11 protein-coding genes and 1 riboswitch are annotated in these 13,109 nt (G+C 57.6%); of the genes, 2 read left to right on the plus strand and 9 right to left on the minus strand.

The window, feature by feature from the left end:
- Window positions 1-121: 121 nt before the first annotated feature.
- Window positions 122-1,225 carry an alpha/beta hydrolase gene (locus QSK43_RS02870; protein ID WP_332302216.1) on the plus strand — a complete coding sequence of 368 codons (1,104 nt, stop codon included), beginning with the start codon at window positions 122-124 and terminating at the stop codon, window positions 1,223-1,225.
- A gap of 90 nt (window positions 1,226-1,315) precedes the next feature.
- Here QSK43_RS02870 and nrdF read toward each other — a convergent pair whose 3' ends face one another.
- The 8 genes from nrdF to QSK43_RS02910 form a co-directional block, all read right to left on the minus strand.
- Window positions 1,316-2,290, minus strand: coding sequence for a class 1b ribonucleoside-diphosphate reductase subunit beta (gene nrdF / locus QSK43_RS02875; protein WP_332302217.1), 975 nt, complete (start codon window positions 2,288-2,290; stop codon window positions 1,316-1,318).
- A gap of 15 nt (window positions 2,291-2,305) precedes the next feature.
- Window positions 2,306-4,495 carry a class 1b ribonucleoside-diphosphate reductase subunit alpha gene (nrdE, locus tag QSK43_RS02880; RefSeq protein ID WP_332302218.1) on the minus strand — a complete coding sequence of 730 codons (2,190 nt, stop codon included), beginning with the start codon at window positions 4,493-4,495 and terminating at the stop codon, window positions 2,306-2,308.
- On the minus strand, window positions 4,483-4,881 hold the full coding sequence (gene nrdI / locus QSK43_RS02885; protein ID WP_332302219.1) for a class Ib ribonucleoside-diphosphate reductase assembly flavoprotein NrdI: 399 nt from the start codon (window positions 4,879-4,881) through the stop codon (window positions 4,483-4,485). Before nrdI ends, nrdE begins: the two co-directional genes overlap by 13 nt.
- A gap of 12 nt (window positions 4,882-4,893) precedes the next feature.
- Entirely contained in the window at window positions 4,894-5,115 is a 222-nt protein-coding gene (gene nrdH, locus QSK43_RS02890; protein ID WP_332302220.1) for a glutaredoxin-like protein NrdH, read from the minus strand.
- A 255-nt stretch (window positions 5,116-5,370) separates the two neighbouring features.
- A riboswitch (cobalamin riboswitch) is annotated at window positions 5,371-5,594 on the minus strand.
- Window positions 5,595-5,718: 124 nt separating this feature from the next.
- Window positions 5,719-6,348 (minus strand): nucleoside triphosphate hydrolase, encoded by a 630-nt coding sequence (locus QSK43_RS02895; protein ID WP_332302221.1) that lies wholly within the window; start codon window positions 6,346-6,348, stop codon window positions 5,719-5,721.
- A complete protein-coding gene (locus tag QSK43_RS02900; RefSeq protein ID WP_045017917.1) occupies window positions 6,345-7,127 on the minus strand; it encodes an ATP-binding cassette domain-containing protein in 783 nt (260 codons plus the stop codon). Before QSK43_RS02900 ends, QSK43_RS02895 begins: the two co-directional genes overlap by 4 nt.
- Entirely contained in the window at window positions 7,127-8,209 is a 1,083-nt protein-coding gene (locus QSK43_RS02905; RefSeq protein WP_045017915.1) for an ABC transporter permease, read from the minus strand. Before QSK43_RS02905 ends, QSK43_RS02900 begins: the two co-directional genes overlap by 1 nt.
- A 217-nt stretch (window positions 8,210-8,426) precedes the next feature.
- Complete coding sequence (locus tag QSK43_RS02910) at window positions 8,427-9,449, minus strand: sugar ABC transporter substrate-binding protein (protein ID WP_332302222.1); 1,023 nt, start codon at window positions 9,447-9,449, stop codon at window positions 8,427-8,429.
- Window positions 9,450-9,713: 264 nt separating this feature from the next.
- On the opposite strand from QSK43_RS02910, the gene QSK43_RS02915 reads away from it, so the two are divergent.
- The gene (locus QSK43_RS02915) at window positions 9,714-10,946 is read left to right on the plus strand and encodes an ROK family transcriptional regulator (RefSeq protein ID WP_045017911.1); all 1,233 of its coding nucleotides are present in this window, start codon (window positions 9,714-9,716) and stop codon (window positions 10,944-10,946) included.
- Between the two features lie 57 nt (window positions 10,947-11,003).
- On the opposite strand, the gene recQ is transcribed toward QSK43_RS02915, so the two are convergent.
- The gene (gene recQ, locus QSK43_RS02920; protein WP_332302223.1) at window positions 11,004-12,812 is read right to left on the minus strand and encodes a DNA helicase RecQ; all 1,809 of its coding nucleotides are present in this window, start codon (window positions 12,810-12,812) and stop codon (window positions 11,004-11,006) included.
- Between the last annotated feature and the right edge of the window lie 297 nt (window positions 12,813-13,109).

Here is a 13,109-nt window from a genome sequence, read left to right on the forward strand (position 1 = left end):
AGGTGGGGAAGGCCCCGTCTGCATCGAAGATGCACCACAGTGGCGCAATCCATTCTCCAGTAGCAACTTTTTTAGTGTCCGGTTATTTATGAGCCGTTCCTCGCAACGGTGGCCCCCATTCATGCGCCTGATTTTTTCGCTCCTTCTCGCTTTTGGCCTCCTTTCATCCTGCGCGGGTAGGCCGGGGGCGGACGTGCTGCAGGCAATCAACACCAAGACCAGCGACACCAAAATCGTGACCGCCTATGTGGCGAGCACGCGGGAAAAAAACAAGGAAGCGAAAAAGGGGTTCGGCACCGAGCGGGCGACCGAGCCGAATTACGCACGCTTCGACGTCTCCATTCCGCCCAACCATAAAAGCGGGAAAGTCGAATGGTCCCAGGGCAAGCCGGACCCGAAAAAGGATTTTGTCGTCACCAAGGCGGATATGTTGACGAAAGCGCGCTTCAACGCCGATCTTGGAGATGTCACGCGGTCCGGCAAGCAGATCGCCCTTTTTGTGCATGGCTATAATTACAGCTATCAGGAAGCCCTGTTCCGCGCGGCACAAATGGCCGCCGATGCCAATATTGACGGCGTGCCGCTGGTCTTTTCCTGGCCGTCGCAGGCCAACCTCACCGGTTACGTGGCCGACAAGGAATCTGCGACCTATTCGCGTGACGCGCTCGCCGCAGTACTGACCGACCTTACCCGGCAGACGCCACGTAAAAGCATCATCGTCTTCGGCCACAGCATGGGCGGCTGGCTGGTGATGGAGGCGCTGCGGCAATTGCGCTTCGAAGGTCGGAGCGACGTGATCGCCAAGCTCCAGGTGGTGCTGGCCGCGCCGGATATCGATGCCGATGTGTTCCGCAAGCAGATCGAGGTGGTCGGGCGGCTCAACCCGCCGCTCACCGTTCTGGTATCCAAGGACGACCGCGCCCTGAAAGCATCTTCCATACTGGGCGCGGATGTTACCCGCATCGGCGCGCTGGATGTCACCGACCATCAGGTGCAGGAAGCCGCCCTGAAAGAAGGCGTGCAATTCGTCGACATCTCCAATCTGGAGGCGTCGGACCCGCTCAATCACGACCGCTATGCCGCACTGGCCTCCATGGTTCCGCAACTTGAGGCAAGCAGGCGCGGAAGCGGCATCAACAGTGCGGGAGCCTTCGTTTTCGATGCGATCGGGGCAACCGTATCCAGCCCCTTCCGCCTTGCGAGCCAGGTGGTGAACCCGCGATAGTTTTTGCGGGTTCTCAAGCATTTTCAATAAAAGTGCGCAGCGGTTTTACGTCCGGAATATGCGTAAAAACAAAGAGACGCGCGTCCGACTTCAGAAATCCCAATCCTCATCTTCCGTCGCGACCGCCTTGCCGATGACATAGGACGAGCCGGAGCCGGAGAAGAAGTCGTGGTTCTCGTCGGCATTGGGCGAGAGCGCCGACAGGATCGCCGGATTGACCCGGCAGGCCTCGGCGGGAAACAGCGCCTCGTAACCCAGATTCATCAGGGCCTTGTTGGCGTTGTAATGCAGGAACTGCTTGACGTCCTCGGTCAGGCCGACACTATCATAGAGGTCTTGCGTATATTTCGCCTCGTTGTCGTAAAGCTCGAGCAAGAGATCGAAGGCGAAATCCTTGATCTCCTGTTTTTCGCTCTCGCCCAGACGCTCCAGCGCCCGCTGGAACTTGTAGCCGATGTAATAGCCGTGCACGGCCTCGTCGCGGATGATGAGGCGGATCAGATCCGCCGTGTTGGTGAGCTTCGCGCGGCTTGACCAGAACATCGGCAGGTAGAAGCCGGAATAGAACAGGAAGCTCTCCAGGAACACGCTGGCGACCTTCATTTTCAGCGGATCGCCGCTGTCATATTCGCGCATGATGAGTGCGGATTTACGTTGCAGGAACTCGTTTTCCTCCGACCAGCGATAGGCGTCGTCAACGTCCGGCGTGGAGCAGAGCGTCGAGAAAATCGAGGAATAGGAGCGGGCGTGGACGGCCTCCATGAAGGAGATGTTCGAAAGCACCGCCTCCTCATGCGGCGTGGCGGCGTCCGCCATCAGGCGCACGGCGCCGACGCCGTTCTGGATCGTGTCGAGCAATGTCAGCCCGGTGAAGACGCGGATCGTCAGTTTCTGCTCTTCCGGCTTCAGCGTTCCCCAGGAGGGAATATCGTTGGAGAGCGGCACCTTTTCCGGAAGCCAGAAGTTCGATGTCAGACGGTTCCAGACTTCGAGATCCTTGTCGTCCTCGATGCGGTTCCAATTAACCGCGCGAATGCGGGACACGGGTTTTACGGCAATGTTCATGGTCAGTCCCTCAATTCAGAGCGCGCAGGAGACGCAGCCCTGAACCTGCGTGCCTTCCAGCGCCATCTGGCGCAAACGAATGTAATAGATTGTCTTGATGCCCTTCTTCCAGGCGTAGATCTGCGCCCGGTTGATATCGCGTGTCGTTGCCGTATCGCGGAAGAACAGCGTCAGCGACAGACCCTGATCGACATGCTGGGTGGCCGCCGCATAGGTATCGATGATCTTTTCCGGGCCGATTTCATAGGCATCCTGATAATATTCGAGATTGTCGTTCGAAAGATAGGAAGCCGGGTAATAAACGCGGCCGATCTTGCCTTCCTTGCGGATTTCGATCTTGGAGACGATCGGATGGATCGAGGAGGTCGAATGGTTGATATAGGAGATCGAGCCGGTCGGCGGAACGGCCTGAAGGTTCTGGTTATAGAGACCCGATGTCATGACGGCCTGCTTCAACGCCTTCCAGTCCTCCTGCGTCGGAATGGAAATGCCGGCTTTTTCGAACAGGTCGCGGACCTTCTCTGTCGCGGGTAGCCATTCGCGGTCGGTATATTTGTCGAAATATTCGCCCGAGGCGTATTTGGAGTTTTCAAAGCCCTTGAAGCTCTGGCCCCTCTCTGCGGCAAGGCGGTTGCTGGCGCGGATGGCATGATAGGTCACCGTATAGAAATAGATATTGGTGAAATCGATGCCTTCTTCGGAACCGTAGAAGATCCGCTCGCGCGCCAGATAGCCGTGCAGGTTCATCTGGCCAAGGCCGATGGCGTGGCTGGCGTCATTGCCCTTTTCGACTGACGGAACCGAGGAGATGTGGCTCATATCCGAAACCGCCGTCAGCGCCCGGATGGAGGTTTCGATCGTCTTGCCGAAATCGGCCGAATCCATCGCTGCGGCTATATTGAGCGAACCGAGATTGCAGGAAATATCCTTGCCCATATGGCTGTAGGAGAGATCGGCATTGAACTCGCTCGCCTCGCTGACCTGCAGGATTTCCGAGCAGAGATTGCTCATGCTGATACGGCCGGCGATCGGATTGGCGCGGTTCACCGTATCTTCGAACATGATGTAGGGATAACCGCTTTCGAACTGGATTTCGGCGATCACCTGAAAGAACTCGCGCGCCTTCATCTTCTTCTTGCGAATGCGGCTGTCGGCGACCATTTCCTGATATTTTTCGCTGACCGAAATCTCGGTAAGCGGCACGCCATAGACCCGCTCCACATCATAGGGTGAAAACAGGTACATATCCTCGTTGTTCCTGGCGAGTTCGAAGGTGATGTCAGGGATCACCACGCCAAGCGACAGGGTCTTGATGCGGATTTTTTCATCGGCGTTTTCCCGCTTCGTATCAAGGAAACGCATGATATCCGGATGGTGGGCATGCAGATAGACCGCGCCGGCACCTTGGCGCGCGCCCAACTGGTTGGCGTAGGAAAAGCTGTCTTCCAGCAACTTCATGACAGGGATGACGCCGGAAGACTGGTTTTCGATATGCTTGATCGGGGCTCCGGCTTCGCGAATATTAGTCAGCGACAGCGCCACGCCACCGCCACGCTTGGAAAGCTGCAAGGCCGAATTGATGGACCGGCCGATGCTTTCCATATTGTCTTCCACACGCAACAGAAAACACGAGACCAGTTCACCGCGGCTCTTTTTACCGGCGTTGAGAAAGGTCGGGGTCGCCGGCTGGAAGCGGCCGGAGATGATCTCATCAACCAGATCGCGGGCAAGCTGCTCATCGCCACGCGCCAGAGCCAGCGCCACCATGCAGACGCGGTCCTCGTAACGCTCCAGATAGCGCTTTCCGTCGAACGTCTTCAGCGTATAGGAGGTGTAATATTTGAAGGCGCCGAGAAAGGTCGGAAAGCGAAACTTTCTGGCATAGGCCTCGTCGTAAAGGTCGCGGACGAAATTAAAGGAATACTGATCCAGAACGTCGCGCTCATAATATCCCTCGGTCACCAGATAATCGAGCTTTTCCCGAAGGTTATGGAAAAAGACGGTATTCTGGTTGACGTGCTGGAGGAAATATTGCCGCGCCGCAAGGCGGTCCTTGTCGAGCTGGATTTTCCCCTCAGCGTCATAGAGGTTCAGCATCGCGTTCAGCGCGTGATAGTCCATGCCCACGTCCAGGGATTTCTGGGGGACGGATGCCTGCTGTTTGACATCCTTGTTGCGCGCGGCATTCGAGGTCAGCGTGTCCAAAATCGTTCCAATCCATGGTTGACGTTGGCGACATCTTCCTCCGTGCCGAGAAGCTCGAAGCGATAGAGAAACGGCACCGCGCATTTACGCGACACGATATCTCCGGCAGATGCGAAAGCTGCGCCAAAATTCGTATTTCCCGCCGCGATGACGCCGCGAATGAGATTTCGGTTCGAGGGCTCGTTCAAAAACCGGATGACCGGCTTCGGTACCGCACCTTTTGTGCCGCCCCCGCCATAGGTGGGGGTGACGAGCACATAGGGCTCCGACACATGAGGGATGTCTTCCCCCGTGCCGAGCGGCAGGCGAAGCAATCGCTGCCCCAGTTTCTGAAGGAAGCGATGAGTGTTTTCAGACCGGCTGGAATAATAGACGATCAGCCCCATAGCGCTGCCTCCTCAGCTGATCGAGCCGATCATGTCCGGCCGGAAACCCGCCCAATGGCGTTCGCCGGCAACGACCACGGGAACCTGCATGTAACCAAGGCCTCGAACGTGATCGAGCGCGTCCGCATCTTCGGAGATATCGATGATCTCGTAGCTGACACCGATACGGTCGAGCGCGCGGTAGGTTGCGGTGCACTGGACGCAGGCGGGTTTGCTGTAAACGGTAATGGTCATTGTTTCCTCTTTCGAAGCCGATTTCGGACACGGCTTCACATTGCCGATTGCAATCGCAATCGGGTGGCGATGGTGTTCTGTCATTCAGAAAAGGCGTGCGGCTCCAGCCGCATAGGCTCACTCTCTACGCCGACGAGCGCAGGAACTCAAAAAATGCACTGGCATGACTTCACCCCGAAGCTTGTTCTGGAGGGGCAGAAAAGGGCGCACGCAATTCATTTGCGTCATACACCTTCCTTCCGGACACCCCGCCCGTGGACGTTTTCGCTCAAGGCAGGTCTCCTGACTTGCGGGTCACAACATCTATTCCGGCCTTCCCGCAGCTTTCGGCTCCAGTGACCCAAATTGGAACGATGCTCACCGCTTACAGTTGCGGGGGCAGTCTCGGCATTACTCCGCCATGATGGCGTTGCGCACCGAATTCCCATCTTAGCTCCCAACTCTTGCGAATCGGAAGAACCTTGAACACCACATATAGTATATGAGGATTTTTTTTCGTCAATAAATAGACATACGAAAGCCCTACCTGTGGATCAAAAAGATTCAACACATGGTCAACAAAGGCTTAACGGAAAATGCTGGCCGCCGCTGCGGAAGGTTGGCTTATTCCCAGATATCGATGTGAATATCGGCGGGCCGGGAGTTCTCGATCACCCGTTTTCCATTGGGAAGATCGTTTTCGAAAAGTTTGGCATGGATCTCAGTCGTATCGAGACCATAGCCCTGCCATCTTTTCAACAGGCGTTCCTCGAGCACCGCGACGGATGGACCCACGAGAATGGTGAGATCAAAGCTGGCGGAGAGCTTTGTCCACGGCGCCTCGTTCAGCAGCAGATAGTTGCCTTCGGCAAGAATGAAGCGTGTCTCCGGCGCGATGGCGCGGGCAGAGGCAATGGCTATTTCGCGGGAGCGGTCGAAAACCGGGACGAGAACCTCCTGCCCGCCCTCACGGACGGCGGAGACGATATCGAGGAAACCGCGCACGTCGAAGGTTTCGGGCGCGCCCTTTCGCGGCAAAAGCCCCCGCTCCTCGAGAATGCCATTGTCCATATGGAAGCCGTCCATTGGCAGGATAGCTGCCGCCTCGCCCCGCGTCACGAGGGCATCGCACAGGGCATCCGCCAGTGTGGATTTGCCGGCCCCAGGGGGACCGGCAATGGCAATGATGAAACGGGATTTATCCTGCGCCCGCCGAAGAACATCTTCGGCGATCGTTTCAAGCTTCAGCGTCATGCGGCGAGCGTTTCCTTTGGCGCTTCCTTGGCGCCGGTCATAAAGGCGACGGCGTCGGACATGGTGTAGTCCTTCGGATTGATGACGCAAAGACGCTTGCCCAGCCGGTGGATATGGATGCGGTCCGCAACCTCGAAAACATGCGGCATGTTATGCGAGATCAGAACGATCGGCAGACCGCGCGAGCGCACATCCAGAATAAGCTCGAGAACGCGGCGGCTTTCCTTGACGCCGAGTGCCGCCGTCGGCTCGTCAAGAATGACGACCTTGGAACCGAAAGCAGCCGCACGCGCCACCGCGACACCCTGGCGCTGACCGCCGGAGAGAGTTTCCACCGCCTGATTGATGTTCTGGATCGTCATCAGGCCGAGTTCCGACAGCTTCTCGCGGGCGAATTTTTCCATGGCCGGGCGGTCCAGCGCCCGGAACAGGCTGCCCTGAATGCCGGGTTTGCGGATTTCACGGCCGAGAAACATATTGTCGGCTATGGACAATGCGGGAGACAGCGCGAGATTCTGATAGACAGTCTCGATGCCCGCCTTGCGCGCCTCGATGGGCGAGCGGAACTGCACGGTCTGGCCCTCCAGCCTGATCTCGCCCTCATCGGGTGTCACCGCACCGGAAATCGCCTTGATGAGAGTGGATTTTCCAGCACCGTTATCACCGATGACGGCGAGGATTTCGCCCGGATAAAGGTCGAAGTCGGTATTGTCGAGTGCAGTCACGCGACCGTAGCGTTTGACGAGATTGCGTGCTGTGAGGATAGGTTCTTTTGTCATCAGCCTGCTACCTTTCTGATCCACTGGTCGATTGCGACAGCCAAGATGATAAGGACGCCGATCAACAGATAGGTCCATTGCGGGTCTGTCCCGATAAGCCTGAGGCCCAGCGAAAAGACACCAACGATCAGGGCGCCGAAGATCATGCCCATGATGGAACCGCGTCCACCGAACAGCGACAGGCCGCCGATGACCACTGCGGTGATGGATTCGATATTGGCAAATTGGCCGGCAGTCGGTGATACCGAGCCAATGCGGCCGATGAGGGCCCAGCCGGCGAAGGCGCAGATAAGGCCGGAAAGCGTGTAAACCGTCGTCAGCATACGCTTGACGTTGACGCCGGCTAGTTCGGCAGCATCGGGATCGTCACCCACCGCATAAAGATGGCGGCCCCAGGCGGTGCGGTTGAGCACATACCAAAGCAGGGCAACCAGCAGAACCATGGCGATAACGCCATAGGTGAAGACGGCGCTGCCGATACGGATATTATTGCCGAAGAATTGCAGGATGGGCGCCTGCTGAGCGATGTCCTGTCCGCGGATCGTCTCGTTGGCCGAATAGAGGAAATTGGTCGCCAAAACGATCTGCCACATGCCGAGCGTGACGATGAAGGGCGGCAGCCGCATGCGCGACACCAGCACCCCGTTGATAAAACCGCAAAATGCGCCGACGGCGAGGCCACAAATAATCGAGAGTTCCGCAGGCAAACCATAACGGAAGGTAAACTGCCCCATGATGACAGAGGACAGGACCATGATCGCACCGACCGAAAGATCGATGCCTGCGGTCAGAATGACCAGCGACTGTGCCGCACCGACGATGCCGACAATTGCCACCTGCTGAAGGATAAGCGTCAGCGAAAAGGCCGAGAAAAACTTGCCGCCCAAGGTCATGCCGAAGACGGCCAACGACAGCACCAGCACGATCAACGGCACAGCCGCCGGGCTGGAATGCAGAAAGTGCTGGAATTTCTCAAGCAAACTCTTGTTGTGCGTATCGAAAGCGGCGACCTGGGTCGAGCTTCCCGACAGCACCGTTTCAAATTCATTATGCGGTTGAGCCCGCACTGGCTGATCGCTCATGGATTTTCCTCCCGATCGCTCCATCGCATCATCCCCGAAACAGGGATCGCTCTCCAGAGGGACAATGCGTAGATTCAAACTGTTGAGAAGCGTGCCTCAGTTCCGTCGGATGCCCGGCGCGCTGTTTTGTTCCTGTCCGATCACCCAGATCGTGCCTTAAATCATTCAGGTTCAAGGGCGGGGGCAACATGCCCCCGCAGGTTTCAGCGGTGAGATATCAGCCCCAGCACTTCTTCAGGCCTTCTTTGGTATCGATCGAGTCGAGACCCTTGACCGGCTTGTCCGTCACCAGCGTCACGCCGGTGTCGAAGAAGTTCTTGCCGGCTGTCGGCTTCGGCTTTTCGCCGGTATCGGCGAATTTCTTGATGGCTTCCACGCCAAGCGCCGCCATCAGCAGCGGATATTGCTGAGACGTTGCACCAATCACGCCTTCCGCGACGTTCTTGACGCCCGGGCAACCGCCATCGACGGAAACGATCAGAACGTCCTTTTCGCGACCGACTGCTTTCAGCGCTTCGTAAGCACCGGCGGCTGCAGGCTCGTTGATGGTGTGGACGACGTTGATGGTCGGATCCTTCTGCAGCAGATTTTCCATCGCCGAGCGGCCGCCTTCTTCGTTACCATTGGTAACATCATGGCCGACGATACGCTTGTCGTCTTCATCGCCGATCTTGTTGATGTCCTTCACGTCGATGCCGAAGCCCTTCATGAAGCCCTGGTTGCGCAACACGTCAACCGTCGGCTGGGAAGGCGTGAGGTTGAGGAAGGCGATCTTCGCATCCTTGGCCTTGTCGCCGAGGGAGCCGGCCGCCCATTTGCCGATCAGCTCGCCGGCCAGAAGGTTATCGGTAGCGAAGGTGGAATCGGCAGCATCGACGGGTTCGAGAGGCGTATCGAGGGCGATGACCAGAAGACCGGCATCGCGCGCCTTCTGCACGGCCGGAACGATGCCCTTCGTGTCCGATGCGGTAATCAGGATACCCTTGGCGCCATCGGCGATGCAGGTCTCGATGGCGGCAACCTGGCTTTCGGAATCGCCGTCGATCTTGCCGGCGTAGGACTTCAGCGTCACGCCGAGTTCTTTAGCCTTGGCGGTTGCGCCTTCCTTCATCTTGACGAAAAAGGGATTGGTATCGGTTTTGGTAACGAGGCAAACCGAAGTATCGGCAGCGGACGCCACGGACGCAAAAGAAACGCCAAGCGCGAGCGCGCCCAGAAGAGCGGAAACAGTTGTCTTCATTGTAATCCTCCCATTGAATATTTGAGTACCGTTACGGTTACCCGACGATCTCTTCTCCTCCGAGAATAACGACCGTTGCATAGATGGAACCATCAAAGGAAACGGCTGTCAATAAATAAATCCGATTGAATTATTAATTCCGTATGGCATTCTAATATGCGGCAGGGAGGAATATCGCCGCGTCGTTTACGTTGCGATAGCAAGATTGCCATAAAGCCTGAACGTATCGGTCGCGGCGGATATGGCGGGCGGGAGGATGAGACTATGACACAATCTGTCGAGACGGCGCCGCCCGCGCCGTCCACCATTATGGATATGAGCGGCGGTGCAAACCAGATCGGCGTGCGCGCTTATAACGAGCGGCTCGTGCTGTCTCTCGTTCGCCGCCACGGCGGATTGTCGAAAGCCGAAATATCCAGACTTTGCGGCCTCTCGGCGCAGACCGTATCGGTCATCATGCGCTCGCTGGAAAGTGACGGCCTGCTTATTCGTGGTGAAAGACTGCGCGGCAAAGTCGGGCAACCTTCGACGCCGATGCGCCTCAATCCCGATGCCGTTTTCTCTTTCGGCGTAAAAATTGGCCGGCGCAGCGTCGATCTCGTGCTGATGGATTTTGTCGGCCGGATCAAGCTCAAGCTCCGCAGAACCTATCCATACCCCATGCCGGAGTGGATTTTACCGTTCGTGATCGAGGGCATAGCCGAACTCGAATCGAAGCTCTCACCGGCGCAACGGCAAAAAATTGCCGGCGTCGGCATCGCTGCCCCGTTCGAACTGTGGAATTGGGCGCAGGAAGTGGGCGCGCCGCAAAATGAAATGGAGCGGTGGCGGGACGTCGATATCCGTTCGGAAATTGCGGACGGCATCAGTTACCCGGTTTTTCTGCAGAACGATGCGACCAGCGCCTGCGGTGCAGAACTTGTTTTTGGCGCGGGCCAGAACTATCCCGATTTCCTATACGTGTTCATCGGTTCCTTCATTGGAGGCGGCGTCGTTTTGAATTCCGCACTGTTTTCCGGAAAGACGGGCACCGCCGGCGCAATCGGCCCCCTGCCGGTTCAGGGACAGGACGGCAATACGGTCCAGCTTCTGAAAATTGCCTCGATCTTCGTTCTGGAAAACATGCTACGCGAACGCGGCATCGATCCGCGCCCCCTGTGGTTCTCGCCGGATGAGTGGATCGATTTCGGCGAACCACTGGAAAGCTGGATCGGAAAAACCGCCGCCGCCCTGGCGCAGGCCGTCATCGCCGCAGCTTCCATCATCGATTTTTCCAGTGTCATCATTGATGGCGGGTTTCCAGACTGGGTGAGAACGAGAATCGTTTCCGCCACCCGACTTGCCCTCAAACATCACGATCTTCAGGGCGTCACGCTGCCGGAGATCGTCGAAGGCGTCGTCGGCAGCCAGGCCCGGGCGATCGGGGGAGCAAGCCTGCCCTTGTTTTCCCGTTATCTCATAGACCAGAATGTCCTGTTCAAGGACACGACAGGGTGAGGCTTAAGGACTCGTCGCCGTCTCATTACCCGGCTATTCGCTGAATTTTTCTATCGCTCAGTCGCCGGCAGCGTGCTGCATGATCGCGGTCAGAAAGGCCGGACCGTAACGTTCCAGTTTGGTGTCCCCTACTCCGGGTATCCGCGCCATTTCCGTCACCGTGGCCGGTTTCGCCGCAGCGAGCTCAACCAGCGTCTTGTCGTGGAAAATCACGTAGGGCGGAACGTTTTGCGCGCGGGCAATTTCCATACGCTTCGCGCGTAGCGCCTCAAAAAGGCTGCGATCAGCCTCCGGCAAAGCCGTCGACGCGGAGCTGCGAGGTGTCTGCTGTCGTGCTGAACGGGGTGCGGAGGGTATCCGCAACATCAGGGAAGGCTTTTCGCGCAGGAACCGCCTTCCGTCTTCGGAAATTGACAATCCGCCATGCCCGGACAGATCCACTTCAATCAGGCGCAGCGCAACCATCTGACGCAGAATGGCCCGCCATGTGCGATTGTCATGCTCTTTGCCAATCCCATAGGTCGTGATGCGATCATGCCCGAAACTGGAAATCCGCTCATCCTCCATGCCCAGCAACACACGGATGACATAGGCCTGGCCGAAACGTTCACCGGTGCGGTAAATGCAGGAGAGCAGCTTTTGCGCGGCGATGGCTCCGTCAAACAGGTCCGGCGGTTCCGCACAGGTGTCGCAATTGCCGCAGGGCTCGCACCGGTCACCGAAATAGGACAACAGCACCTGCCGGCGGCAACCTGCGGTTTCCGCAAGGCCAAGCAATGCGTCGAGCTTCTGACGCTCCATATACTTGCGCTGATCTGCGGCATCCGACTCTTCGATAAAGCGATTACGCAATGCGATGTCTTCATAACCGTAGAGCATAAGCACCTCGGAGGGCAAACCATCACGGCCGGCACGACCGGTTTCCTGATAATAAGCCTCGATGCTGCCGGGCAGATCGACATGGACAACGAAGCGCACATCCGGTTTGTCGATGCCCATGCCGAAGGCGACGGTCGCAACGATAATGACCGCCTCGCCGTGCTGGAAGTGGGTCTGGTTCGCCTCACGGGCGGCCTTGTCCATGCCGGCATGATAGGGCAGCGCGTCGCGCCCCTCTTCCCGCAGCCATGCCGCCGTTTCATCCACCTTGCGTTTGGAAAGGCAGTAGACGATGCCGCTTTCGTGTTCGCGTCCTTTGAGAAAGCGTTTCAGCTGCGCGCGGGGATTATCCTTCTCCATAATCGCATAACGGATATTGGGACGATCGAATCCCGCGATGAAAGCGTCGTTTTCGTCGATCCCGAGATGACCCAGAATTTCGGCGCGGGTCGGCTCATCGGCAGTCGCCGTCAGCGCCATGCGCGGCGTATCCGGGAAGCGCTCGATCAGCGCGTCGAGCTGACGGTAAGGCGGGCGGAAATCATGCCCCCATTGCGACAGGCAGTGGGCCTCGTCGATCGCGATCAGCGACAGGCCAATGGGCTGAAGCGCGACCAGAACATCGGGCTTGAGAAGGGTTTCAGGCGCTGCATAGAGAATATCGACATTGCCGGCCCGCATCTCCCCCCACAGCGCCCTGCGCTCATCCGGCAACAGATCTGAATTGAGTGCTTCGGCCCGCACGCCGGCCTGACGCAGGGCGGCCACCTGATCGACCATCAGCGCGATCAGGGGCGAAACGACAAGTCCCATGCCCTTACGGGCGAGCGCCGGAATCTGGTAACAAAGCGACTTTCCGCCGCCCGTCGGCATCAAAACGAACGCATTGTTACCCGCCATCACATGCCTGATGATTTCGGCCTGCTGCCCGCGAAACGCGTCGTAACCATAGACGGTCTTGAGAATCTGCAAAGGATCGGTGGTCACGGCGACTTTCTTCTGATCTGGACGGTTTGCGCATCATGGCCAAATTCATGTCTATCGCAATGTCGAAGGCTGAATCAGCAGCAGAAAACGAGCGGGAATTGAAGGTCTGTGCTCATCCTGCTTCAACAGTCCCGGGCCTGGGCGTATTATTGTTTGGATTATTGCGGCGCTGGAAACACAAAAGCCGCCCCTGAGGGCGGCGTTTGTTAGATCTTTTTTAATTTGGTTGCGGGGGCAGGATTTGAACCTGCGGCCTTCAGGTTATGAGCCTGACGAGCTACCGGGCTGCTCCACCCC

This window comes from Rhizobium sp. GR12 (genome assembly GCF_036596185.1).
Lineage (GTDB): Bacteria > Pseudomonadota > Alphaproteobacteria > Rhizobiales > Rhizobiaceae > Agrobacterium > Agrobacterium nepotum.

Coding starts and splice junctions, on each gene's coding strand:
- QSK43_RS02870 (WP_332302216.1), top strand. CDS start 122: ATGCGCCTGATTTTTTCGCTCCTTCTCGCTTTTGGCCTCCTTTCATCC.
- nrdF (WP_332302217.1), bottom strand. CDS start 2,290: ATGAACATTGCCGTAAAACCCGTGTCCCGCATTCGCGCGGTTAATTGG.
- nrdI (WP_332302219.1), bottom strand. CDS start 4,881: ATGGGGCTGATCGTCTATTATTCCAGCCGGTCTGAAAACACTCATCGC.
- nrdH (WP_332302220.1), bottom strand. CDS start 5,115: ATGACCATTACCGTTTACAGCAAACCCGCCTGCGTCCAGTGCACCGCA.
- QSK43_RS02895 (WP_332302221.1), bottom strand. CDS start 6,348: ATGACGCTGAAGCTTGAAACGATCGCCGAAGATGTTCTTCGGCGGGCG.
- QSK43_RS02900 (WP_045017917.1), bottom strand. CDS start 7,127: ATGACAAAAGAACCTATCCTCACAGCACGCAATCTCGTCAAACGCTAC.
- QSK43_RS02905 (WP_045017915.1), bottom strand. CDS start 8,209: ATGAGCGATCAGCCAGTGCGGGCTCAACCGCATAATGAATTTGAAACG.
- QSK43_RS02910 (WP_332302222.1), bottom strand. CDS start 9,449: ATGAAGACAACTGTTTCCGCTCTTCTGGGCGCGCTCGCGCTTGGCGTT.
- QSK43_RS02915 (WP_045017911.1), top strand. CDS start 9,714: ATGACACAATCTGTCGAGACGGCGCCGCCCGCGCCGTCCACCATTATG.